At 43.7% G+C, this 23,896-nt stretch carries 22 protein-coding genes and 1 other annotated feature; of the genes, 19 read left to right on the forward strand and 3 right to left on the reverse strand.

The features are described 5' to 3' along the window. The first annotated feature begins 83 nt into the window (after positions 1 to 83). Positions 84 to 1,493, forward strand: a complete 1,410-nt coding sequence (locus R2B72_RS11080; protein ID WP_318616617.1) for an MBOAT family O-acyltransferase — start codon at positions 84 to 86, stop codon at positions 1,491 to 1,493. 11 nt (positions 1,494 to 1,504) lie between these two features. Next, positions 1,505 to 2,623 (forward strand): DHHW family protein, encoded by a 1,119-nt coding sequence (locus tag R2B72_RS11085; RefSeq protein ID WP_318616618.1) that lies wholly within the window; start codon positions 1,505 to 1,507, stop codon positions 2,621 to 2,623. Between the two features lie 81 nt (positions 2,624 to 2,704). Here the strand turns inward: R2B72_RS11085 and R2B72_RS11090 are convergent, their stop codons facing one another. Continuing rightward, the gene (locus tag R2B72_RS11090; RefSeq protein ID WP_318616619.1) at positions 2,705 to 3,079 is read right to left on the reverse strand and encodes a VOC family protein; all 375 of its coding nucleotides are present in this window, start codon (positions 3,077 to 3,079) and stop codon (positions 2,705 to 2,707) included. 97 nt (positions 3,080 to 3,176) lie between these two features. Between R2B72_RS11090 and R2B72_RS11095 the strand changes: the two genes are divergently transcribed. Further along, on the forward strand, positions 3,177 to 3,860 hold the full coding sequence (locus R2B72_RS11095; RefSeq protein ID WP_318616620.1) for a GNAT family N-acetyltransferase: 684 nt from the start codon (positions 3,177 to 3,179) through the stop codon (positions 3,858 to 3,860). After that, the gene (gene dacB / locus R2B72_RS11100; RefSeq protein ID WP_318616621.1) at positions 3,832 to 5,379 is read left to right on the forward strand and encodes a D-alanyl-D-alanine carboxypeptidase/D-alanyl-D-alanine-endopeptidase; all 1,548 of its coding nucleotides are present in this window, start codon (positions 3,832 to 3,834) and stop codon (positions 5,377 to 5,379) included. The genes R2B72_RS11095 and dacB overlap by 29 nt, the downstream gene beginning before the upstream one ends. Positions 5,380 to 5,673: 294 nt before the next feature. Here the strand turns inward: dacB and rluF are convergent, their stop codons facing one another. Continuing rightward, on the reverse strand, positions 5,674 to 6,378 hold the full coding sequence (gene rluF, locus R2B72_RS11105; RefSeq protein ID WP_318616622.1) for a 23S rRNA pseudouridine(2604) synthase RluF: 705 nt from the start codon (positions 6,376 to 6,378) through the stop codon (positions 5,674 to 5,676). Between the two features lie 345 nt (positions 6,379 to 6,723). Further along, positions 6,724 to 6,953, forward strand: a binding site (T-box leader). A 117-nt stretch (positions 6,954 to 7,070) separates the two neighbouring features. On the opposite strand from rluF, the gene trpE reads away from it, so the two are divergent. Genes trpE through trpA form a run of 6 tightly spaced genes read left to right on the forward strand, consistent with a single transcriptional unit; the run spans position 7,071 to position 12,889 of the window. Beyond that, on the forward strand, positions 7,071 to 8,444 hold the full coding sequence (trpE, locus tag R2B72_RS11110) for an anthranilate synthase component I (protein ID WP_318616623.1): 1,374 nt from the start codon (positions 7,071 to 7,073) through the stop codon (positions 8,442 to 8,444). Between the two features lie 36 nt (positions 8,445 to 8,480). Beyond that, positions 8,481 to 9,512 carry an anthranilate phosphoribosyltransferase gene (gene trpD / locus R2B72_RS11115; protein WP_318616624.1) on the forward strand — a complete coding sequence of 344 codons (1,032 nt, stop codon included), beginning with the start codon at positions 8,481 to 8,483 and terminating at the stop codon, positions 9,510 to 9,512. Beyond that, positions 9,509 to 10,297: an indole-3-glycerol phosphate synthase TrpC gene (gene trpC / locus R2B72_RS11120; protein ID WP_318616625.1), complete on the forward strand. Its 789-nt coding sequence runs from the start codon at positions 9,509 to 9,511 to the stop codon at positions 10,295 to 10,297. Before trpD ends, trpC begins: the two co-directional genes overlap by 4 nt. Continuing rightward, positions 10,294 to 10,911 (forward strand): phosphoribosylanthranilate isomerase, encoded by a 618-nt coding sequence (locus R2B72_RS11125; protein WP_318616627.1) that lies wholly within the window; start codon positions 10,294 to 10,296, stop codon positions 10,909 to 10,911. The genes trpC and R2B72_RS11125 overlap by 4 nt, the downstream gene beginning before the upstream one ends. Continuing rightward, entirely contained in the window at positions 10,911 to 12,104 is a 1,194-nt protein-coding gene (gene trpB, locus R2B72_RS11130; protein WP_318616628.1) for a tryptophan synthase subunit beta, read from the forward strand. Before R2B72_RS11125 ends, trpB begins: the two co-directional genes overlap by 1 nt. Next, positions 12,101 to 12,889, forward strand: coding sequence for a tryptophan synthase subunit alpha (trpA, locus tag R2B72_RS11135; RefSeq protein ID WP_318616629.1), 789 nt, complete (start codon positions 12,101 to 12,103; stop codon positions 12,887 to 12,889). Before trpB ends, trpA begins: the two co-directional genes overlap by 4 nt. A 91-nt stretch (positions 12,890 to 12,980) precedes the next feature. Here trpA and R2B72_RS11140 read toward each other — a convergent pair whose 3' ends face one another. After that, complete coding sequence (locus R2B72_RS11140) at positions 12,981 to 13,814, reverse strand: AAC(3) family N-acetyltransferase (protein WP_318616630.1); 834 nt, start codon at positions 13,812 to 13,814, stop codon at positions 12,981 to 12,983. A 179-nt stretch (positions 13,815 to 13,993) separates the two neighbouring features. Here R2B72_RS11140 and R2B72_RS11145 point away from each other — a divergent pair, with 179 nt between their 5' ends. From R2B72_RS11145 to R2B72_RS11185, 9 genes are all read left to right on the forward strand, one after another. Then, a complete protein-coding gene (locus tag R2B72_RS11145; protein WP_318616632.1) occupies positions 13,994 to 14,959 on the forward strand; it encodes a DUF4003 family protein in 966 nt (321 codons plus the stop codon). Between the two features lie 304 nt (positions 14,960 to 15,263). After that, positions 15,264 to 16,286 (forward strand): ABC transporter ATP-binding protein, encoded by a 1,023-nt coding sequence (locus R2B72_RS11150; RefSeq protein ID WP_318616634.1) that lies wholly within the window; start codon positions 15,264 to 15,266, stop codon positions 16,284 to 16,286. Beyond that, complete coding sequence (locus tag R2B72_RS11155) at positions 16,273 to 17,199, forward strand: ABC transporter ATP-binding protein (protein WP_318616635.1); 927 nt, start codon at positions 16,273 to 16,275, stop codon at positions 17,197 to 17,199. Before R2B72_RS11150 ends, R2B72_RS11155 begins: the two co-directional genes overlap by 14 nt. Positions 17,200 to 17,215: 16 nt before the next feature. Then, on the forward strand, positions 17,216 to 18,184 hold the full coding sequence (gene opp4B / locus R2B72_RS11160) for an oligopeptide ABC transporter permease (protein WP_318616637.1): 969 nt from the start codon (positions 17,216 to 17,218) through the stop codon (positions 18,182 to 18,184). Positions 18,185 to 18,213: 29 nt separating this feature from the next. After that, positions 18,214 to 19,119 carry an ABC transporter permease gene (locus tag R2B72_RS11165; protein WP_412177825.1) on the forward strand — a complete coding sequence of 302 codons (906 nt, stop codon included), beginning with the start codon at positions 18,214 to 18,216 and terminating at the stop codon, positions 19,117 to 19,119. A 21-nt stretch (positions 19,120 to 19,140) separates the two neighbouring features. Then, on the forward strand, positions 19,141 to 20,970 hold the full coding sequence (gene opp4A, locus R2B72_RS11170; protein ID WP_318616638.1) for an oligopeptide ABC transporter substrate-binding protein: 1,830 nt from the start codon (positions 19,141 to 19,143) through the stop codon (positions 20,968 to 20,970). Between the two features lie 179 nt (positions 20,971 to 21,149). After that, on the forward strand, positions 21,150 to 21,974 hold the full coding sequence (locus R2B72_RS11175) for a M55 family metallopeptidase (protein ID WP_318616640.1): 825 nt from the start codon (positions 21,150 to 21,152) through the stop codon (positions 21,972 to 21,974). 12 nt (positions 21,975 to 21,986) lie between these two features. Next, positions 21,987 to 22,922, forward strand: coding sequence for an ABC transporter permease (locus R2B72_RS11180; RefSeq protein ID WP_318616641.1), 936 nt, complete (start codon positions 21,987 to 21,989; stop codon positions 22,920 to 22,922). Further along, the gene (locus tag R2B72_RS11185) at positions 22,922 to 23,860 is read left to right on the forward strand and encodes an ABC transporter permease (protein WP_318616642.1); all 939 of its coding nucleotides are present in this window, start codon (positions 22,922 to 22,924) and stop codon (positions 23,858 to 23,860) included. The genes R2B72_RS11180 and R2B72_RS11185 overlap by 1 nt, the downstream gene beginning before the upstream one ends. Positions 23,861 to 23,896 lie beyond the last annotated feature (36 nt).

Consider the following 23,896-nt stretch of genomic DNA (forward strand, 5'->3'; position numbering starts at 1 on the left):
GGCAAACGCTGATAACTATGCCCTAAGCTCTGATAATTCTATGTCAAAGAAATTAAATTAATAAAAGAGGACCAGGTGGTTTTGTGGTATTCAGTAGCCTATTATTTCTATTTTTCTTTTTACCAATTACATTACTCCTGTATTTTAACGGTTCAAGAAAGATGAAAAATGGTATTCTCCTTATTGTCAGTCTGATCTTTTATGCATGGGGAGAGCCTGTTTATATTTTTTTAATGATTTTTTCAGCCGTTACAGATTACTTTCACGGGTTGTATATTCAAAAGTATCGTTTAACTTCTCCGCTTAAAGCAAAATTAGGCTTGTTGTCCTCTATTGTTATCAATCTAAGTATATTGTCTTTTTTCAAATACGCAGATTTCCTTATTGAAAACATAAATAATTTATTTCATATGAATGTACATGCACTTGATCTTCCATTGCCGATTGGCTTATCTTTTTACACGTTTCAAACGATGTCATATGCGATTGATGTGTACCGTGGACAGGTGAAAGCACAACGAAATCCATTAACGCTTGCGTTGTACGTTTGCTTATTTCCACAACTTATTGCGGGACCCATCGTCCGGTACGAAATTATTGAACGTGAATTGAACAGTAGGATTGTCACGCTCGATCAATTTTCAGAAGGCGTTAAAATATTTTTGATTGGTCTTGGAAAGAAAGTATTGCTTGCGAATAATATCGGGTTTTTATGGAGTGAAATTCAGCAACAGAGTCCAGCTGAACTATCCGTTCTGTCAGCGTGGATGGGGATTGCAGCGTTTGGCTTGCAACTCTATTTTGACTTTAGCGGTTATTCCGATATGGCAATTGGGCTAGGGAAAATGTTTGGTTTTAATTTCCCACAAAACTTCAATTATCCGTTTGTTTCCCGCAGTATTACGGAGTTTTGGCGAAGATGGCATATGTCGCTTGGTACGTGGTTTCGGGATTACGTGTATATTCCGCTCGGTGGGAGTAGAAAGGGAAAATACAGGCTCTATTTAAACCTATTCATCGTGTGGGGTCTGACTGGCTTATGGCATGGTGCCGCGTGGAATTTCGTGGCTTGGGGTTTATACTTTGGTGCAGTGATTGCGATTGAGAAAGCAGGGCTACTGGTACTGCTAGAGAAAATACATCCGATATTTCAACATCTCTACGCATTTGTCATCGTCATGATTAGTTGGACGTTGTTCGTTTTTGAAGACCTTTCCATGAGCCTGACCTATTTGAAAATTTTGTTTGGGTTTTCGGGACAAGCATTGGTGAATGAGCGATTCCTGTATGATATGTATACCAATGCAGTTCTTTTCTTATTAGCATTTTTGGGAATGGTTCCAATTTGGAAGATGCTAAGGAGTAAACTAATGCATCGCCATAAAGTAATTGACGAAATCGTGATTCCTGTATTTTGTTTACTCATTCTCGTCTTGTCGACTGCTTATTTAGCAGACGATTCATACAATCCATTTCTTTATTTTCGTTTTTAGGGGGAAACGCATTGACTTTATATAAAAAAATATTTGTAGGTGCGTTTCTACTATTTATTTTTGGGATAGGTTTATTCAATGTGGTAGCAAGCGACCGTGCTTTTTCAGAGAGGGAAAATCGTCCATTAGCCCAAATGCCTGACTTTTATTCAGGGAAGTTCACGCAGCGTTTTGAAACATATATATCTGACCAGTTTGTATGGAAAGATAGTTGGGTTCAGTTAAAGGCGATGGCAGAAAGGGCTTTATTGAAAAAAGAAAATAACGGGGTGTTCTTCGGTAAAGATGGATTTCTCATTGAACCGTTTGAAAAACCCCGTGACCAGTTTAATAAGAACATTGAGTATGTGAACAGATTTGTGACATCTGCAGAGGGGATTCAGTCGTATGTATTGCTTGCTCCAACGGCGATTGGGTTATATGAGGACAAGTTACCGCTGTTCGGCCAAACTTCTAGTGAGAGAGATGCTTATGAAGTTGCGGAAGGTGAATTGACTTCTGCACTGGAAGTGATTGGCGTCTATGATGCCTTGCAATCACATCGAGACGAGCAAATCTATTTTAAAACAGATCATCATTGGACGATGCGTGGTGCATATTTGGCCTATAAGGAAACCGCGAAAACGATGGGCATAAAACCGTATGAGAAAGACGATTTTCGTATTGAAACGGTATCGGAAGACTTTTACGGGACACTCCATTCTAAAGCCAATACAATTGGGATTGAGCCTGACAAGATTGAGGTTTATTTGCCGAAATTTCAAACGACCCAAACAGTGACCTATGAAGATGGCAGGCAATCTGATTCATTGTATGTATGGGATTATCTCGAAAAGAAAGATAAATATTCGCTATTTCTGGATGGTAATCATGCGCTAGTTAACATCAAAACAGGTGTCAAGAATGGCCGTAAGTTAGCAGTAATTAAAGACTCTTATGCCCATGCATTCATCCCTTTTTTAGCAAATCACTTTGAGGAAATCCATGTACTCGATCTTCGGTATTATCATTCAGACGTCTTAGTTTATTTGAACGATCAAAAAATATCTGAAGTATTATTTTTATACAATGTTGCTAATTTTACTAAGGACCCAAATGTGATTTGGCTGTCGCAAAGTACACGGAAATAAGTTGTAGTAAAAATGAAATCGTTGGTATAAGAGGCATTGAAAGTAGTTACTTTACTCAAGGAGAGTAGAGTAACTACTTTTTTATATCACCACTTCGCTCATCAGTGCATGCGTATTGCCTTCGGTGTCATTGAAAAACACCATCCACGTTTCGGTAGAAACTATCTTCGCAACGATATGCGGTTCGTCGTCGAATGAAACTCCTTTTTCTATCAACCGTTTATAGCTTTCGTTAATGTTGTCCACACTAAAATAAAGGACTGAACTTGCGTTTGCGAATTGCTCTTTTTCGGGCAGACTAAGCAATAAACGGACACCATTGCAGTCGAAGAAAGCCATTGTGTCTGTGTTGAATAATAGTGGCAATCCTAGTAGATCTTTATAAAATGAAATGGCTCGATTGATATCTTTTACAGGAACTCCGATTTGTCCGATGCTTTTTAAATTTGTCGTCATCAAATATTCCACCTATTCCGTTTTCTTTTATTGTAGCATAGTAGGCCATCAACCAACTATCGTCGTGTCACTTTATCCCAAAATGGAGGTTTAAGAAATGGATATTCTACATAGCGGTTTATTGAGAGAGAAGGATTCGTTTTATATCCGGAGGCTGCACCCGGAGGATGTCACGGCTATTTTACGTGTGCAACAGGAAGTGTTGTATGTACTGGATGACCCAAAATCATTGTCGACGTTGTCGGAAGAAGAGTATGCATATATTTTGTCGGGTGGCGGTAAGATGGTAGGGGTATTTGCAGATGGAAGGTTGGTTGCGTTCCGCGCGTTACTTGTGCCTGCAATCGATGAAGAGCATCTGGGACATGATATCGAGCTTGATCCGACTGATTTGGCTTCTGTTGTTTATCAGGAAATATCGAATGTGTTGCCGCGCTATCGTGGCTATCGGCTGCAAAAGTTGATGGGGGACATATTAATGGAACAGCTGCGGAAAGAGGAATTTAAGTATGTTTGTGCAACGGTTGCACCATACAATATTGCAAGCTTGAGGGACAAGTTTGCACAGCAAATGGAAATCGCAGCGTTGAAGAGGAAGTATGGTGGCTTATTGCGCTACGTTTTTGTAAAACATCTTCACGAAGATGCGAAAGTATATGAAACTGAACAGGATATTCCGATGCAAAATACAAAATTGCAGCAAAAGCTTTTAGCGGAAGGTTGGCGGGGGACAGGCGTTTCCGGCGGTCCAGATGGCTGGCTTGTTCGTTATTGTAAATGAGGTGAATGTACTGAAAAACAATCGTGTCGTATTCTTAGTGCTTTTTTTTATCCTTATGCTACTGCCGTTTGATCAACGAAAAACGGAGAAACCAGTTACTGCATCGAACGACAGGATGCAGATGGTTAGTAAAGTACATGACCTTAACCAATTTAGCGCACTTCAAGATATTTTACATGATTCAAGGTTACAAGGTGCAACGACTGCGATTAGTGTTCGAAATGCAGTGAGCGGCGAAATTGTGTATGAGCAGCTTGGTGATACGCGAGTCCATCCGGCGTCTGTTATGAAATTGTTGACGGGAGCGGCGGCACTTGAAACACTTGGGCAAGACTATACGTTCAAAACGGAATTGTACACGGATGGGGAAATTCGTGGAAATGTACTGCATGGCAACCTCTATTTACGAGGGCAAGGAGATCCGGCGCTAACGAAGGCAGATATAAGGGCATTTGCATCTGAGTTAAAAACGCAAGGCATTCAAGTTGTCGACGGAAATGTATACGGGGATGACACCTGGTATGACGATGTTAGGCTTTCCCAAGACTTGAACTGGTCTGATGAGCTGGCCTATACGGGTGCACAAGTGTCGGCACTGACGTTTTCACCAAACAACGATTATGATGCGGGAACAGTCATTGTCGAAGTGACTCCTGCGAAGAAAGCTGGACAAGCCGGGAAGGTTAGTATGGTGCCTGCTAATAGTTATCTGACAATCGTTAATCACACGAAGACGGTGGAAAAAGGCGGGAAGAAAAGCATTCACGTTGAACGACAGCACGGTACGAATATACTTATTGTGTCAGGTGTGATTCCAGTCGGAGCGAAAAAAACACGTTCTTGGGCTTCGGTTTGGGAACCGACGGACTATACCGTAAACGTATTTAAACATGTACTTGAGGAGCAAGGCATAACCTTTTCAGCAGCACCAAAAGCCGAACGTGGAACGGTCCCTAAAGGAGCAATTTTATTAACATCGAAACAATCGATGCCGCTGAGCGAGTTGTTTATTCCATTCATGAAATTAAGTAACAATGGACATGCTGAGGTGCTGGTCAAAGAGATGGGGCGAGTGATTGGCGGCCGGGGGAGTTGGCATAAAGGACTAGCCGTAATGAAAGCAACATTAGCTGATATGGGTGTGGATACGGCAACACTACTACTGCGTGATGGATCAGGCATGTCGCATAAAAACCTTGTCACGGCTAATGAAGTGACCCATTTACTGTATGCTGTCCAATCGAAATCATGGTATCCAGCATTCTTGAATTCGCTGCCGGTTGCGGGGAATGAGGAACGATTTGTCGGCGGTACATTGCGCAATCGAATGACAGGAACTGTGGCGACGGGTAATGTTCGGGCAAAAACAGGTTCACTAAACGGCGTCACTGCCTTGTCGGGTTATGTCGAAACACAGGGCGGGGAGACACTTATCTTTTCGATTATAGTTAATAATTATTTGAGCGATAGTGTGAATGAAGTGCTGGATGAGATTACGGTTACACTTGCGAATTATTAGGTGAACCATACCGAAAAAGGAGGCTGCCAACAACGTGGCTGTGTCAAAGTGGTGAGTCAAAGGCCCTAAAATGACAATAACTCCGTTCAATTGATCGATAACTTTGCTCAATTGATCGATAAGCTGGCGGAAATGATCGATAACAGCTTCGAATTGATCGATAACTCCCGGCAATTGATCAAAAAGTTTCCAAAGGTGCTTGTTGGGGAATGGAAATTAGTCTTTTTACGATTAATAAAGCAGGGGCTGTTCAAAAAGGTTAGTAAAAACTAACTTTCTGGGCAGCCCCTGCTCTTATCGTTTTGGTTTGTAATTCATCATACTAAACATTTCCGTAAGTTCTTCTTTCGTCAAATCGCGCCATTGTCCATTCGGTAAATTACCCAAGTGAATGTTGAGAATGCGCGTACGTCGTAAGTTCTGAACATTGTAGCCGAGCGCGGAGCACATGCGGCGGATTTGGCGGTTCAAGCCTTGGGTTAATGTGATATTGAATTTGCGTGGTCCGAGTTGCTTCACTTTGCAGGGCTTTGTCACAGTGTCTAAAATTGGGACGCCTGATTCCATTTTGTCGATGAATGTTTTCGTGATGGGATGATCGACAGTGACGATATATTCTTTTTCGTGACCGTGTTCTTCACGTAGTATTTCATTGACGATGTCGCCGTCATTTGTTAGAAGAAGTAATCCATCCGAGTCTTTGTCGAGTCGGCCGATATGGAAAATACGGAGGGGATGGTTGATAAAATCGACGACATTTCCTTCGATATGGCGTTCGGTTGTACTTGTGATACCGACGGGTTTATTGAGTGCGATATAGACGAGCTGTTCTTCCGTTTTGACGGGTTTTCCATCGGCGCGGACATCGTCACCTTCTTGGACTTTGCTACCGAGTTCGGCGAGTTGCCCGTTAATCGTTATGCGCCGGTCTTCAATCCATTTATCTGCACCGCGGCGGGAAACGATTCCCGCTTCGCTTAAATATTTATTAATTCTCATTGCTGTCACCCTATCCAGGAAATTTCTTTCCTCTATTGTAGCGCGTTAGTGAGGAATGTTCAAAAATGATGAGTTTACCTTGAGTCAGTAGGGAGTTCAAACTCCTTGCTGACTCAAGGTAAGCCTCCGGCGGATGTCACAGATTTTTAAAGGAACTTTTCGAGCGACCTCGAAAAAATCTGGACGCCATTACGCTGAGGCGTAATGGGAATGTTGACTGAAAAGGTTGACAACTAACTTATCTAGTACTAAGATAAGAATAACTTTTTTGTTCAAAGACGGGCAGGAGGTACCGAGAGCGGTGCCGCCCACGGATAGATGAGTCGAGATGAGAAGAGCATAGCTGAGAAATTGTTGAATAAGAAGAGTAGCATAGGTGCGCGATTTAGAGAGTCAGTGGGTGGTGGAAACTGATTCGCAGCCGATGTGAATGGACTTATGAGAGTTCCCTTAAATTGTTTACAAGGGAGACGTGGATCTCGCGTTAAGGGATGTGTCTTTTAACGATAAGGCACGCTAAGTGGAAGCAATTATGCTTCAATTAGAGGTGGCAACGCGGTTATCCCGTCCTCTGCAAACGGACTATTATGTCCTTTTGCAGAGGGCTTTTTTTATTCCGTTTGGTGCCAGTTGCTGCCACAATTTGAAAAGCACAAATGGTGTCAGTAACTGGCACCGGGAGGAGAGATGAGATGAGTACAGAGCAGAAGAGTTTACGTACAACGATGAAGAAGGTAAACGGTGATTCGCTTACCCCAATTTTGATTTTCAGACGAATGCAGGGAGAGCGTAAGTTTTTACTGGAAAGTTCCACAAAGCATGATGGATCTGGACGTTATTCGTTTATGGGGATGGATCCGTTGAAGTGTTACAGCGGGCGGGATGGCAGGATTGAAGAGTATGTTTATGCAACGGGGAAGAAATACAGCCATGAGGGCGATTTGTTTGTGCTGTTGAAACGCTTGATGCCGCGGATTACGGATGATATCGACTTTCCGTTTACAGGCGGTGCAGTTGGCTATGTTGGGTACGGGGCAGCGCGGGAAGGTGGCCGTCATACTGAGGAGAACTTAGGATTCCCTGATGTCAATTTCAATATCTATGAAACTATCGTCATTTTTGATCATGTGTTGAATGAAGTAACATTACTTCACACAGAGATTAATGAGGTACAGGGTGCACCCGATTTAGATGCGCTAGCGGACAGCATGCTATCTGGTCCTGAAAAAGAAGATTCTACTTTTGAAATCTCGGATTATAGCTGTTCCGTGACACAGCAGCAGTTCGAAGAGCTAGTACGTCAAGCAAAAGGCTATATCGAAGAGGGTGAAGTGGAGCAAGTCGTGTTATCGAGAAGAATGGTGGCAGACTTCAAAGGGGATCCGTTTTCATTGTATCGCAAGCTTAGAAAGCGCAATCCATCTCCTTATATGTACTATATGGAATTCGATGATCATGTCGTGGTGGGGACATCGCCAGAAAGTCTAGTCCGGGTGTCGAATGGCAAAGTGATGACGAATCCGATTGCGGGGACCCGTCGACGTGGGCAAGATAAGGCGGAAGATGTGGCGCTTGAAAAAGAGTTGTTGGCCGATCCAAAGGAAGTTTCGGAACACGATATGCTGGTGGAGCTGGGGCGTCATGATATGGAGAAAATATGTGTGGAGGATTCGGTTGCGGTGACGAGCTATATGGAAGTGGTGCGTTATGAGCATGTCATGCATTTAGTGTCGGAAGTAGAAGGGACCTTATCGCCGGTGCTTCATTCCTTGGATGCGTTACGTACATGTTTACCGGCGGGTACAGTAACGGGAACGCCGAAAACACGGGCAATGGAATTGATTGACGAATTGGAGCAAATGGATCGAGGCATTTATGGCGGGGCCATTGGTTATATCGGTTTTAATGGCAATATGGATTTTGCGTTAACGATTCGGACGATGATTGTGCGAGATGGCAAAGCGTATGTGCAAGCAGGCGCAGGGATTGTCGCGGCGTCGAATCCGACGGCAGAGTACATGGAGACGGTCAATAAGGCCCGTTCGTTGTTGGAAGTCGTCAACTGAATACAATGAGTTTAGCTGAGCGGAGGAGAGATCGAGATGAGAGAAATTGTGAGCAAAGTAGAGCTAGGGAAGCATTTGATGTATGAAGAAATGTTGGAAGCAGCCAATCAAATTTTTGATGAACAGACGGATTCGCAGGATATTGCTGATTTCCTTGTTGCGTTGTCGCGTAAAGGAGAGACAGCCCATGAAGTGGCGGCTCTCGCATTTGTTATGAAATCGCACGCTGTTCAACTGTCCGTTCCCGAAGGTGTCTATATGGATAATTGTGGAACAGGCGGAGACGGCTCGAACAGCTTTAATATTAGTACGGCATCTGCATTTGTATTAGCAGGTGCAGGTGCCTTGGTTGCCAAGCACGGCAACCGGAAAATTTCCAGTGCAGCGGGTAGTTCTGATGTGTTGGAAGAACTCGGTATTCGTTCGGATTTCAGTAAGGAGGAAACAGCTGAATTGCTTCGTCAAGAAGGCATCACCTTCCTTCATGCACCACAGGTCCATCCTAAAATGAAACGGATTGGTGCGATTCGACAGCAAATTGGTAAGCCAACAATATTTAACTTGGTAGGGCCTTTAACCAATCCAATTCCGTTAAAAACGCAGTTTACGGGCATTAATCGTCCTGATTTCACAATGGATTATGCAACGGTTTTGCGCATGCTTGGTAGGGAACGTGCGATTGTCGTATCGGGTGCGGGTGGCATGGATGAGGCATCGCTCGCGGGGCAAAACATTTTCGTCCTATTAGATAAAGGAGATTTAATCCCATTTTCATTAACAGCAGATGATGTTGGTCTAACACCAGCCCCTGCTTCAGCCATTCGTGGAGGAAACGCTAAGGATAATGCGGCTATTATTCGTACAATTTTCCAAGGTCAGCGTGGTCCCCATTTTGACACAATTGTCTTTAATGCCGGCATTGGATTGTTTGCCAATGGGCAAGTCAGAACCATACAAGAAGGAGTAAAACAAGCGACAGATAGTATCTTATCAGGAAAGGCGTTGCAGAAATTAGAAGCAGTCGCTGCGTATAGTGAAAAAACGAGGCAAAGGGCGGTGGCGAAATGACAATTTTAGATAAAATTCTGCAACAGAAGCATCATGAAGTACGGCAGCTGTTGACACAAAAAGCCGTACAACAAGAAAACCGACCATCGCGCCCTTCGCTATTCGACAAGTTACATCAATCGGAGCATTTGCAGGTCATTGCAGAAATGAAACGTGCCTCTCCTTCGAAGGGGTTGATTGCCGAAGGGGCGGATCCTGTTGCACAAGCGATTATGTATGAACAAGCAGGTGTAGCATGCATTTCGGTGCTGACGGATGCTCATTTTTTCAAAGGCTCATTTGACGATTTAGCGGCTGTTGCGGATGCTGTTGCGACTCCACTGTTATGTAAGGATTTCATGATTCACACGGTACAAATTGACAGGGCAAAGAGTGCGGGGGCTTCGGTGATTTTGCTCATTGTTGCGGCACTTACGGATGAAGAATTGTCTGCCCTTTATGCGTATGCAGTGGCAACTGGACTGGAGGTACTGGTAGAAGTACATGACCAGGCAGAGTTGAAACGTGCGCTTGCACTAGATGCCAAGCTGATTGGGGTTAATAATCGGGATCTCCGTACATTTGACGTTGATTTGAAGCGGACAGAAGAGATTGCAGCGCTGTTTCCATTCCACGAAGAGCGCGTCCTCATTAGCGAAAGCGGTATTTGGCAGGCAGATGATGCGTTGCGTGTCTCAAAAGCTGGCTCTAGCGCAGTGCTTGTTGGTGAATCACTGATGCGCAGTGACTCGGTTGCTGAGGCGATTCGATCATTGCAAGTGGCTGCCCAAGGTGTGGTTCGATGACGAAAGTAAAAATTTGTGGGTTGATGGAGCGGGAGCATGTCAAAGCGGCGGTCGATGCCGGAGCAGATGCCATTGGTTTCGTTTTCGCTCCGAGTCGGCGGCGAGTGACGATTGGCGAAGCGCAAGCGTTAGCGCATGATATTCCACCTGGAATTCTAAAAATTGGTGTCTTCGTTGATGCTTCACCTGAAGAAATAGAGGAAACGTATCGGCAAGTGCCGCTCGATGTCATTCAATTTCATGGGGATGAAAGCGCAGAATTTATCAAAAAAATTGGGCTTCCTTCTATTAAAGTTTTATCAGTTCACAGTGATGAAGAAGTGAAACGTGCAACACAATTTGAAGCGGATTATTTTTTGTTTGATACACCTGGAACAGATTTTAAAGGCGGGAGCGGCAAGACGTTCGATTGGGCACTGATGAACAATGTCGGGATACAGGCTGATCGGGTTATTCTTGCAGGTGGATTGAATGTAGAGAATGTTGGGGAAGCGATTCGACGTGTGAAGCCAAATATGGTAGATGTGTCGAGTGGTGTGGAAAAGTTGAGGCGAAAAGATAGCAAATTGATTCGTGAATTTATTCAAGCGGTTAGGGATGAGGAGCGATTGTGATGGTAAAGGAATTGAAGGCAGGTCGGTACGGCAAGTTTGGTGGGCAATTTGTGCCGGAAACATTGATGACAGCGTTGCTGGAGTTAGAGCAGGCGTATGATGAGGCGATTATAGATCCAGCGTTTTTGGATGAAGTGAATCATTACTTAAAGGATTTTGTTGGGCGTGAAACACCGCTGTATTTCGCAGAGAGACTGACGAAGCAGGCGGGCGGCGCAAAGATTTACTTGAAACGGGAAGATTTGAATCATACGGGTGCCCATAAAATCAATAATACAATCGGGCAGGCGTTACTAGCAGTACGCATGGGTAAAAAGAAGATTGTGGCGGAAACGGGAGCTGGGCAGCATGGAGTGGCGACGGCGACGGTTTGCGCATTGTTCGATCTTGAATGTGTCATTTTCATGGGAGCAGAAGATATTCTCAGACAGGAATTGAATGTTTTCCGTATGGAATTGTTGGGTGCGACAGTCGTTTCGGTTGATAAAGGTGGAGGAACGCTCAAGGATGCGGTTAATGAAGCACTGCGTTATTGGGTGGCAAATGTCGAAGATACCCATTACATTTTGGGATCAGCTCTCGGTCCACATCCATTTCCGAAAATTGTGCGTGATTTCCAACGTGTCATTGGTGTAGAAACGAGAAAACAGATTATAGAAAAAGCAGGGCGTCTACCAGATGCAATTGTGGCGTGTATTGGTGGAGGTAGCAATGCGATCGGCATGTTCCATCCGTTTTTAGACGATGAAGAAGTGGCATTGTACGGAGTAGAAGCAGCTGGCAGTGGATTGGCAACAGGCCTTCATGCAGCAGCGATTGCGGATGGTAAAGAAGGTGTTTTGCACGGGGCGTATATGTATGTATTGCAAGATGAGGATGGATTTATACAGGAAGCGCATTCGATTTCCGCGGGACTTGATTACCCAGCTGTTGGTCCAGAGCACTGTCATTTGCATGATATCGGACGTGTGAAGTACACGGCGGTGACGGATGCGGGGGCATTGGAAGGTTTGCAGCTGCTGGCAAAATTAGAAGGTATTATTCCAGCTTTGGAAAGCGCGCATGCTGTGCAGTACGCAGTTGAACTGGCAGGACAAATGAGTGAGGAAGAAATTCTTGTCATTTGTCTATCCGGGCGAGGCGACAAAGACGTTCAAACGGTGCGCGATGCTTTGGGAGGTGGAGTGAAATGACGAAAACGACGCTAACAAATGCTATTCAAGCTTGTGTAGAGCGCGGGGATAAAGCATTTGTCCCATATATTATGGCAGGAGACGGCGGACTGACCGCATTAAAGGAGCAGATTTTATTTCTCCAAGAAGCTGGCGTGACGGCGATTGAACTCGGCATTCCGTTTTCTGATCCAGTGGCGGATGGCCCAGTGATTCAAGAGGCAGGAGAACGGGCACTCAGCTCTGGAGTGACGCTACGCAAGGTGTTGAAAGAGCTGACTTTATTTATCGATGAAGTGAAGGTTCCGTTAGTCATCATGAGTTATTTGAATCCGATTTTAAGTTATGGTATTCGTGAGTTCGTCAAGGATTGTGGCGACAGTGGAGTTCGAGGTCTTATCGTTCCAGACTTGCCGCTTGAGGAAAGTGATTTGTTGCGAGCTGAATTAGCGGGCACTGAAGTTGCACTTATTCAACTCGTATCGTTGACAAGCCCGCCGGAACGGATACAGAAAATTACGGCTGCGGGGGAAGGTTTCATTTACGCGGTAACGGTGAATGGAATTACAGGCGTGCGCGATGGTTTTGGTGATGAACTGCAAGCGCATTTGGAGGGATTAAAGGCGGTAAGTTCAGTTCCGGTGCTCGCTGGATTCGGTATTTCTACGCCTGAACAGGTTCAATCGATTGGTGCTTTTGCAGATGGTGTGATTGTAGGAAGTGCCATTGTCGATGCATTTCACCGTGGCGATTTAAGGGCAGTGGCAGCATTGGTGAAGGCAGCAGAGAAAGAAGTTTATAGTTGAAAAAGCGCCTCTCCGTGTGTGGAGAGGCGTTCCTTATCCAAAGTGGCTTAAGCGTATTCGGGTTTGGGCGCGGCGTGGCCCAGTTTCCATTTTAATCTTCAAGCATAGCTTCAGACATTCTTTTCCTTGCAATCCAGCTCGATCCGAACTCGATTAGTGGTTTCATCGGCATGATTTTACAAGTGGCTTGTCCTAGTAAACCGTTAATGCCTATCTCGGGATTTATCACTTCAAATGCCCTAACGAGTTCTGGGAACATGTCAGAGTCAAGGTATGCCATTTCGTAAGTTGCCCAAATACGTTCGCCATTTCGTAACATAGCTGCACCATCTGAAGAAGTTGTGAGTCCTGGTGCAAGATACTCGGCTAGATGAAGGGCTGTGCAAGTATCATAATCGACGCCAATCATCACAATTTTTACATCTGCCCCCAACATTTTTCCGAGTGGCGAAGTCATGCCGAACGAATCATGTAAGGAATGAACGGTCATCCAATCCTCTGCATGCTGGCCCCATGCTATAAAGGAATGTGCAGGGTGCGGGCTTCGAATGACTGCTGGGTGACGGTGGAAGCATTCTGCAATTTTCCCCATTCCTCGAAGAGGCGTAAGATTTGGATCATAGGCAGGAATAGACTGACGAATGGACTCATGCCATTCTTCGGGTACAGGAGGAAGTTTCCAGTAAGATGGCTCTGAATTATCGGCAGATTGTGCTGGCATAACAATTGTCCCGTTGTGCGTAACTGTTTCCATTAGGGCTTCGACGACAGCTTGTGCACCTCCCGCAATCCACCCCATCGATTTGAGGGATGAATGAACAATGATGTTGTCACCTGCATTAATTCCAAGTGTATGAAGCTGCTGGTGTAACGTATTTTTAGATTGGAATGTATGTGTACGCTGAATAGTTTTAAATTCGCTCATTATGAATCACCCAATTCTTTAAAGTATGTGTAGCATAGCAATTGTTACTAGATTCGACAAGTCAAGATTCAATTACGCTCGCTTAATTAACTCCCTTCAAAATTTGTGGCATTCGCCGGAGGCTCAACTTGAAACTTTTCCCCTTGTGAATCGTACATATAGAAAAGGGGTGGGTCGGATTGGATACGCATGTCATTAGGCAGGAAGTCGAAACGACATATGACAAAGTGAAATCATTAGCGGGTTGGGCAGTGGACAAGGCCGTCGTACTGACAATTACATCGTACTATGTCACGTCCGAGCGCGAGTTTGATGCAGTCAGTTTGAATCAAGCGATGGATGCGCTAAAAAGTAGGACGGGCTGGCTTTCTCCGTTGCGTGGCAATCTTCTTCCTATGATGGCCGCATTTCTCAATCAGCCTGGAACTGTGATAGAAGAAGAAGTAGATCGTTTATTTGCGAAGCAGCAGGTCCTAAAGGGAGTTGGCTTCCGCAATACAATCCATTCATATTTGGCTGCGCTCCTGATGACAAACGACCAAGCTCTATATGAAACTGAGGCACGTCAGGCGAAGAAGCTATATGATGCCATGAAAAAACAACATTTCTTTCTAACGTCTGATGACGATTATGCATACGCAGTATTGCTTGGAAAAAGAGGGGCTAATCCAGTTGAGCATGCTAAGTCTATGCGTACATACTACGATGCGCTACGTACGGAAGGCTTTCGTTCGGGCAATGAATTGCAATGGTTATCACAGGTTATGACATATGTACAAATTGAATTCGATTCACATCTTGTATCTAGGGCAACGGAAGTTCTTGCTCATTTCAAGCGAGATACAAAAGTGCGTCCTGTCCATTATCCGATGATTGGTTTTCTGACTGTTTTTGGAGTTGCAGATGGAGAATTGAAGAATATTGTCGAATTGACGCATATTTTGGAGGCATCTAAGCCTTTTAGATGGAATCGCGAGATGGCTTTGTCCATTGGCATTGGGTATAGTATGCATGAATTAACGGAAAATGTAGATGAAGCAACAATTAGTCTTGCAACGTCTGTGGAATTGATATTACAAGCGCAACAAGCCGTGATGGCTGCAACAATGGCTGCATCTTCCGCAACAAATTCAACCGACAACTAATGAGTTGTAATGGTTGAAGTATGGAATAGACAAACGGATTCCTTTTCAAGTTGAGAAGGAATCTTTTTTGCGTTCTGAAAGAAAAATAAAATCTATTTTATTGAAACTATTTCGGATTCGAAAACGCTTTCACCGCAACGTTTGTAACCTATTTGTCATATATGAAACATTCTAGGAATTTAGTATTCTGGAAAAATAGTATTGTCATCCGTTAAATTGTATAGTATATTGGGGCAAGTGATTTAGTCAGAAAATTTGATATTAACAGTTTCGGATTTTACGTAATGTAAGGGGGGAAGTTGCCTTGGGAAAATCAGTATTGGAAATTGAAAATCTCCGTACATCATTTCGTATAAAAGATAACTACTTCGCCGCTGTAGATGGTGTTTCCTTAACCATTTATGAAAATGAGGTTGTGGCAATTGTAGGTGAGTCAGGTTGTGGGAAAAGTGCTTTTGCCCATTCCATCATGGGGCTACATGATTTAAAAAGAACAAAGCTTGAGGGGAAAATAAACTTCAAGGATCAGAATCTATTGAACTTGTCGGTAGCTGGATTGAATAAAGTGCGTGGTAAAGACATCGGTATGATATTCCAAGACCCTATGACTGCGCTCAATCCACTGGCAACCATTGGTAAACAGATTGAAGAACCAATGAACTATCATATGAAAATATCGGCAGCTGAAAAGAAGAAGCGGACACTAGAACTTCTTCGGCGTGTTGGTATTAAAAACGAGCAACGCGTCTACGGTCAATACCCGCATGAACTTTCTGGTGGAATGAGACAGCGTGTTGTCATCGCAATTGCACTGGCATGCGATCCAGTTTTACTTCTTGCGGATGAGCCAACGACTGCCTTAGACGTAACGATTCAAGCACAAATTATGGATCTTATGAAAGAGCTACAAAGTGAAATCAAATCAGGGATTATTCTCATTACGCATGACCTTGGTGTTGTAGCTGAAATGGCTGACCGTGTCGCGGTAATGTATGCAGGGGAGTTAGTAGAAATTGCGCCAGTTCGCGAAATTTTTGCCAATCCACTTCATCCTTACACACGTTCATTATTGAATTCATTGCCGTCAAGCATGGGCGAAAAAGAAAAATTACACGTCATCGAAGGGATTGTTCCTTCCATTCAGAATTTGGATCGTGTAGGCTGCAGGTTTGCGCCTCGAGTTGAGTGGGTCCCAGAGGAAGAACATGAAGCGAACCCACAATTGCATGAAGTACAGCCAGGTCATTTTGTTCGCTGTACATGCTATAAAAACTTCAGTTTCCCTGAGGAGAAGAAAGTAGGAGAAGAGAATTATGTCACTACTTAAAATAAATAATTTGAAAATTCATTATCCTATCCGCGGAGGTTTTTTCCGCCAAGTTGTCGATCATGTAAAAGCAGTAGATGGTGTCAATTTTGAATTGCAGGCGGGCGAAACTTACGGACTTGTCGGCGAATCTGGCTGTGGAAAAACAACAACTGGTCGAGCGATTATTGGGTTGAACCAAGTAACGTCTGGGGAAATTCTATTTGACGGCAAAGATTTAGCGAAACAAAGTCGGGCAGAGCGTCGCAATAGCGTGAAAGATATCCAAATGATATTTCAGGATCCTTACTCGTCATTGAATGTTCGGAAAAACGTCTTGAATATTATTGCAGAACCGTTGCGTAACTTTGAGCGGATGTCTCCGGACGAGGAATTGAAAAAAGTTCAGGCGCTTGTTGAACGAGTTGGTTTGAATCCAGAGTCAATTTACAAGTATCCGCATCAGTTTTCCGGTGGTCAAAGACAGCGGATTGGAATTGCACGTGCCCTTACATTAAATCCTAAATTGATTATTGCAGATGAGCCTGTATCCGCACTGGACGTTTCTGTTCAAGCGCAGGTGTTGAACTTTATGCAGGATATTCAAAAGGAATTTAACTTAACTTATTTGTTCATTTCACATGATTTAGGCATTATCCAGCATATGTGTGACCGCATCGGTATCATGTATAAAGGTCGTTTCGTCGAAGAAGGAACAGCGGCTGATGTCTATAAAAATCCGCAGCATTTGTATACGAAAAGGCTGATTGCAGCTATCCCTGAAATGGATCCGGAAAAACGTTTTGAGAAGACGTATCTCCGCCAAGCCATTAACGAAGAGTATCGCACAGACTATAACAGTTATTTCGATAAAGATGGGCGGATGTTTGATCTGAAAAGGGTCTCTGCTACGCATTCCGTCGCATTGCAGTAAAGGAGAATTGTGAAAAATGCTGACATTTATCTTAAGAAGAACATTGATCATGATTCCACAACTACTCCTTCTCAGTTTGATAATCTTTATGCTTGCAAAAGCTATGCCTGGGGATGCGGTTACGACTTCGTTCATGAGTAATCCGAATGTGACAGCGGAACAGATGGAGAAAGCCCGGGAGAAATTGGGATTGAATGATCCATGGTATGTCCAATATGGGAAGTGGGTTGGGAAAGCTGTACAAGGTGACTTTGGTATGTCTTATGTGCATAAGCAACCTGTAACAAAGCTACTTGCCGGCCGGGTTTCCAATACGTTGCTGCTTTCATTTTTCATCTTGCTAGTCTCATATATCATTGCCATTCCTCTTGGGATTATTGCAGGTAGATGGACGGATTCTTGGGCGGATAAAATGATTGTCACCTATAACTATTTTTCATTTGCTACACCGACATTCGTTTTTGCATTATTAATGTTGTTTGGGTTCAGCTTCATCCTAGGCTGGTTCCCGATTGGCGGAAGTGTAGATATCCGAATTGAGGTAGGAACTTGGGATTATATTGTCAGCAAGGCGAGGCATTTATTCTTACCAGTGATGACGGGAGCAATTTTATCTACGTATGCAACCATTCAATACTTACGGAATGACATTATCGATACAAAGTTAAAGGATTTCGTTAAAACAGCCCGTGCAAAAGGGGTACCAGAAGGAAAAGTCTATACGCGACATATTTTACGTAACTCGATGTTGCCAATTGCGGCATTCCTTGGTTATGAAATTACTGGTCTTATCGCTGGATCGGTATTTATAGAGTGGATTTTCAGCTATCCCGGACTCGGAAAACTTTTCATAGAATCATTGGGTGGACGTGACTTTACGGTTGTTACAGCGCTTGTCATGATTTCAGGTACAGCCGCTATTGTTGGAACGATGCTGTCTGACATTATTTTAAGTATTGTCGATCCACGTATCCGAATTGATTGATGAAAATGAAAGAAGAGGAGGGGAAATAAGTGGTAGTTTTAAATAAAAAAGAACTGTTAGCGAAAGAAAGACTCAATAATCCATCGTTTATAAAAACCATTTGGCGTGAAATAAAAAACGACAAAATGGCACTTGGGTCACTGATCTTATTGATGCTGATTTTATTGGTTGCTTATAGTTCTCCGCTTTTTGTCGATCAGACACAGTTGAACCGTGTAAACTTTTTCAATAACTGGAAACCACCTTCCGCGACTAACTGGCTTGGAACGGATGATGGTGGACGTGATGTATTTGGACAGCTATTACTGGGGACGCGAAATTCCTTTACAATTGGGGTTTCCGTTACGTTGATTGCTGGGGTGATGGGATTGACATATGGTCTCATATCTGGGTTTTACGGCGGATTGGTTGACAATATTATGATGCGTATCGTCGACTTTCTAATGGTGTTGCCGGCATTAATGTTTATCATTGTTTTCGTTGTTATTGTTCCACAATATAATGTGTTTAGTTTTATTTTAATCATGAGCTCTTTTGCTTGGTTTGGAAAAGCGAGGCTAATTCGTTCCAAAGGATTGGCTGAAAGGGAGCTAGATTATATCAATGCTTCCAAGACATTGGGGACACCGAGTTGGAAAATTATGTTTTTCGAAATGTTTCCCAACTTAAGTTCTCTTGTTATTGTAAATATGACACTTACACTTGCCGGCAATATCGGTTTGGAGACAGGCCTTACTTTCTTAGGTTTCGGTCTGCCCGCTGGTACGCCATCTCTAGGAACGTTAATCGCTTTTGCGAGAAATCCGGATATTATGCAAAATAAGTGGTGGGTTTGGTTACCTGCAGCATTGCTAATTTTAGTAATGATGCTGTGTATAAATTATGTTGGACAAGCGATTAAACGCGCGTCTGACGCAAGACAAAGATTAGCCTAAAAAATAGGGGAGGTAGTACAATTGGCAAAGAAGCAACTGATGTTACTCGTTGGTCTAATGCTTGCTCTCAGCGTATTTTTAGCTGCGTGTTCAGGTAAAGAAAATGCTGGTGATGAAAAGACAGAACCGGTAAAAGAAGAAGAGAAAAAACCAGCTGAAGAAGAAACAAAAGAGGATCCAGTAGATCCAAATGCAGCACCGGTATTCCCACTTGATGTGAGTAATACTGGAACACCAATCGAAGACGGGGAACTAACATACGGCCTTGTGGCTGATGCTCCATTCGAGGGTACTTTGAGTTACGCGTTCTACTCTGGTGCACCGGATGCGGAAGTACTTGATTTCTTTGATGAATCACTTCTAGGTGCCGATGGCGATTATTTGATCACAAATGACGGTGCGGCAACATATGAATTATCTGAAGACAACAAAACAATTACGCTTAAAATTGGTGATAATGTTAACTGGCATGATGGTGAGCCTGTAAAATCAACGGACCTTCTGTACACATATGAGTTATTAGGTCACCCTGAATATGTTGGGGATCGTTATGACTTTATGATTGAAAATGTTGAAGGTATGCCTGCTTATAATAAAGGCGAAACGAAAGAAATTTCTGGTATTAAAATTATTAGTGATAAAGAAATGTCGTTCACATTTACAGAAGCTTCACCATCTATTATGTCTGGATTTGTGTCAAACGCTACTCCAAGACATCATGTTGGAGATGTAATGACTGGCGAAGTGACATTAGAAGACATTATGGCATCTGATAAAATCCGTGTAAATCCAATTGGTTTCGGACCGTATAAAGTTGCAAAAATCGTTCCGGGAGAGTCTGTTCTTTATGAGCGTAACGAAGACTACTGGCAAGGGAAACCTGGTCTTAAAACTGTTGTTTTAAAAGTAGTTAGCTCTGCAACTGTGCTTGAAGCACTTAAAAAAGGTGAAATTGACTATGCAAGTGTTCCAGTCGACCAGTACCTAGTCGCAAAAGATATCGAAAATACTGAACTACTTGCAAAAGTAGACCTTGCATACACATACATCGGCTTCAACCTAGGTACGTGGGATGCAGACAAGAAAGAAAACATTATGGATCCAAGCAAAAAAATGTCTAACAAACTTGTGCGTCAAGCAATGTGGCATGCAATGGATAACGACACAATCGGTAAAGAACTTTACCACGGTCTTCGTTTCCCAGCTACGACTTTGATCATCCCTGTATTCGCAGGCTTCCATGATGCAAGTAATCCAGGACGTGGCTATGACCCTGAAAAGGCTAAAGCACTTCTTGATGAAGCTGGTTACGTTGATACAAATGGCGATGGTTTCCGTGAAAATGACAAAGGTGAAGAATTCGTTCTAACATTCGCTTCGATGTCAGGCGGAGAAACAGCTGAACCAATTGCACAGTTCTATATGCAAAACTGGGCTGATGTAGGTATTAAAGTTGAACTCTTAGACGGACGTCTACATGACTTCAACGCATTTTACGATATGTTAAAAGCAAGTGATCCAAGAATTGATATTTACCAAGGCGCATGGGGAACTGGTTCAGATCCAGATCCATCAGGCCTATATGGAAGAACTGCTTCATTTAACTACCCGCACTACGTTAGCGACAAGAACGACGAACTGCTAGCAGCTGGAACATCTGAAAAAGCGTTTGATGCTGCATACCGTAAAGATATCTACAATCAATGGCAGGCGCTAATGGTTGAAGACGTACCGGTTGCACCAACTGTTTACCGTTATAAGCTAGCAGCTGCTAACAAACGTGTTGTTAATCTCTCAATCGACCCAGGATCAGATAATTATTCTCGCTGGAAATGGGCAGTAACTGAATAATTTTGATTGTTGAGCTTGCTCAACGATTACATGAAAAATCGTCATCCGGGTAACTGGGTGGCGTTTTTTTTTGCTCTGGAAATAATATTGTAATATTCCTAAAAGTTTGATAGTATTAGTTAAATTGGTGAATCATTCTGTTTACTTTTAGATAAAGTAATTTCAAGGGGGATTTTTGGATGAAAATCTATGTGTCTATTGATATGGAAGGCATTACGGGATTGCCGGATTATACGTTTGTTGATTCGACTAGGCATAATTACGAACGTGCACGGCGTATTATGACGGAGGAAGCGAACGCAATTATTTGGTCGGCATTTGAACAGGGAGCGGAGCGAGTGTTAGTCAATGATAGTCATTCCAAAATGAATAATCTTCTCGTGGAAGATATCCATCCAGATGCGGACCTCATAACGGGAGATTTGAAACCGCTTTCAATGGTGCAATCGATTGATGAATCTTTTGCGGGGGCTATTTTTGTAGGCTACCATGCACGCGCGGGACAACCGGGTGTCATGAGTCATTCGATGACGTGGGGCGTGCGGAATATGTATATCAATGATGTTGTCATTGGTGAACTCGGTTTCAATGCCTATGTTGCTGGACATTTCGGTGTGCCGGTTATTATGGTTGCTGGCGATGATGGAGCTTGCCGAGAAGCGGAAGCCCTTATTCCAGGTATCGTGACAGCAGCTGTGAAGCAATCGATTTCTCGTTCGGCAGTACAAACGCTGCATCCGAAAAAAGCGCATGCATTATTGGAAGACAAGACGGCTGAAGCCATTGCCAAGCGCCAATCGATTCAACCGCTTGTGCCGCCAGAAAATCCGGTATTGCGTATTGAATTTACCAATTACGGACAGGCCGAATGGGCTGCCCTGATGCCGGGCTGTGAAATTGAGCCAGGAACGACGACGGTGAAATTCGAAGCGAAAGACATTATTGAAGCCTACCGAGCAATGCTCGTTATGGTGGAGTTGGCCATGCAGACAAAGTTTTGCTAAGGGGGATAAGGCGTGTTAGTTTACATCGTTAAACGATTTTTTATGATGATTGCAACAATTCTTATCATCGCGACAATGACCTTTTTCCTTATGCATACAATACCTGGATCACCGTTTGATGAAGAGCGGACGTCGAACCCGACTATCCAAGCGAATCTTGAAAAGTTTTACAAGCTAGATCAACCCATAGCTGTACAATATGTCTATTATTTGAAGTCCATTGTGACCTTCGATTTTGGGCCTTCCATTAAAAAACCGAATGAATCGGTGAATACCCTGCTAGCGAGAGGGTTCCCGATTTCATTTGAACTAGGAATGGTAACAATTCTCGTGGCGGTCGTGTCTGGCATTATTTTGGGTACGTTCGCTGCGCTACGACATAACGGAATCATTGACTATATGGCGATGACGTTTGCGGTTGTTGGTATTTCGGTACCAAACTTTGTGCTCGCAACGCTGCTCATCCAACAGTTTGCCGTCACATGGCCGCTCTTTCCACCTGCAACGTGGAGCAGTCCGCTCCATATGGTATTGCCAACATTGGCACTAGCCACAGGCCCGACGGCTATCATTGCGCGGCTGACACGGGCAAGCATGCTGGAGGTGTTGACGCAAGATTATATGAAGATGGCGCGGGCAAAAGGGTTGACACCATTCCGTATTGTCGTGCGCCATGCACTGCGTAATGCGCTGATGCCGGTTGTCACGATAATGGGAACGATGCTGGCCGGGATTTTGACGGGAACGTTCGTTATTGAGAAAATTTTTGCCATTCCAGGCATGGGGAAATATTTTGTTGAAAGCATAAATAACCGAGATTATCCCGTCATTATGGGCTCGACAGTCTTTTATAGCGCGTTTCTTGTGTTCATGCTGTTCCTCGTCGACATTGTCTATGGCTTCCTAGACCCGCGCATTAAATTGCACAGGAAGGAAGGGGATGTGTGATGGTTCAGAATGATCCGCGGATAACGGTTCCGGATGACTGGTTTAAGCCCAAGAAAAAGGATTCAGACAAAGCGGAATCCGTTGTTAGGCCTTCGCTATCGTATTGGAAAGATGCTTGGCGACGCTTGCGAAAAAACAAATTGGCCATGTCAGGACTTATTTTCCTTATTGTATTAACGTTGTGTGCCATATTCGGACCGATATTGTCACCTCATTCTGTAACGGGAACGGATTATCCAAATCAGAATCTAGCACCATCGACTGAACATTGGTTTGGAACGGATGAGGCAGGGCGTGATGTCTTTACCCGTACATGGTATGGTGCGCGTATTTCATTGTTCGTAGGTGTTATGGCAGCGCTAATTGATTTCTTTATCGGTATCATTTATGGCGGAATAAGCGGCTATAAAGGTGGTCGGACGGATACGCTCATGATGCGTGTTATTGAAATTTTATACGGGCTGCCGCATCTTCTTGTTGTGATTTTGCTAATGGTTGTGATGGGGCAAAGTTTAACGACGATTATTCTGGCATTGACCATCACGGGATGGGTCGGAATGGCCCGAATTGTTAGGGGACAGGTTCTCCAAATCAAAAATTATGAATTTGTCACTGCATCGAAATCATTTGGTGCAAAGACGCCAAGAATTATTCGGAAAAATTTACTGCCGAATACGATGGGTCCAATTATTGTCCAGATGACATTGACTGTGCCAAGCGCGATATTTGCAGAGGCGTTCCTGAGCTTCTTAGGGCTCGGTATTCAAACGCCATTTGCAAGTTGGGGAGTGATGGCGAATGATGCATTGCCGGTCATCTTATCAGGGTATTGGTGGCGCTTGTTCTTCCCAGCGTTTTTCATTTCAATGACGATGTTTGCATTTAACGTTCTTGGTGACGGTATGCAAGATGCACTCGATCCGAAACTAAGGGGGTGATGGCTTTTGAATGAACATCAACTGGTCAATGCACAA

Origin of the sequence: Sporosarcina sp. YIM B06819, assembly GCF_033485175.1 — a bacterium.
In the GTDB taxonomy this organism is placed as follows: domain Bacteria; phylum Bacillota; class Bacilli; order Bacillales_A; family Planococcaceae; genus Sporosarcina.

What these genes read in the sequence shown, in the direction of transcription:
- R2B72_RS11090 (WP_318616619.1), bottom strand. Translation starts at nt 3,079, where the DNA reads ATGACGACAAATTTAAAAAGCATCGGACAAATCGGAGTTCCTGTAAAA.
- R2B72_RS11095 (WP_318616620.1), top strand. Translation starts at nt 3,177, where the DNA reads ATGGATATTCTACATAGCGGTTTATTGAGAGAGAAGGATTCGTTTTAT.
- dacB (WP_318616621.1), top strand. Translation starts at nt 3,832, where the DNA reads ATGGCTGGCTTGTTCGTTATTGTAAATGAGGTGAATGTACTGAAAAAC.
- rluF (WP_318616622.1), bottom strand. Translation starts at nt 6,378, where the DNA reads ATGAGAATTAATAAATATTTAAGCGAAGCGGGAATCGTTTCCCGCCGC.
- trpE (WP_318616623.1), top strand. Translation starts at nt 7,071, where the DNA reads ATGAGTACAGAGCAGAAGAGTTTACGTACAACGATGAAGAAGGTAAAC.
- trpD (WP_318616624.1), top strand. Translation starts at nt 8,481, where the DNA reads ATGAGAGAAATTGTGAGCAAAGTAGAGCTAGGGAAGCATTTGATGTAT.
- trpC (WP_318616625.1), top strand. Translation starts at nt 9,509, where the DNA reads ATGACAATTTTAGATAAAATTCTGCAACAGAAGCATCATGAAGTACGG.
- R2B72_RS11125 (WP_318616627.1), top strand. Translation starts at nt 10,294, where the DNA reads ATGACGAAAGTAAAAATTTGTGGGTTGATGGAGCGGGAGCATGTCAAA.
- trpB (WP_318616628.1), top strand. Translation starts at nt 10,911, where the DNA reads ATGGTAAAGGAATTGAAGGCAGGTCGGTACGGCAAGTTTGGTGGGCAA.
- trpA (WP_318616629.1), top strand. Translation starts at nt 12,101, where the DNA reads ATGACGAAAACGACGCTAACAAATGCTATTCAAGCTTGTGTAGAGCGC.
- R2B72_RS11140 (WP_318616630.1), bottom strand. Translation starts at nt 13,814, where the DNA reads ATGAGCGAATTTAAAACTATTCAGCGTACACATACATTCCAATCTAAA.
- R2B72_RS11155 (WP_318616635.1), top strand. Translation starts at nt 16,273, where the DNA reads ATGTCACTACTTAAAATAAATAATTTGAAAATTCATTATCCTATCCGC.
- opp4B (WP_318616637.1), top strand. Translation starts at nt 17,216, where the DNA reads ATGCTGACATTTATCTTAAGAAGAACATTGATCATGATTCCACAACTA.
- R2B72_RS11175 (WP_318616640.1), top strand. Translation starts at nt 21,150, where the DNA reads ATGAAAATCTATGTGTCTATTGATATGGAAGGCATTACGGGATTGCCG.
- R2B72_RS11185 (WP_318616642.1), top strand. Translation starts at nt 22,922, where the DNA reads ATGGTTCAGAATGATCCGCGGATAACGGTTCCGGATGACTGGTTTAAG.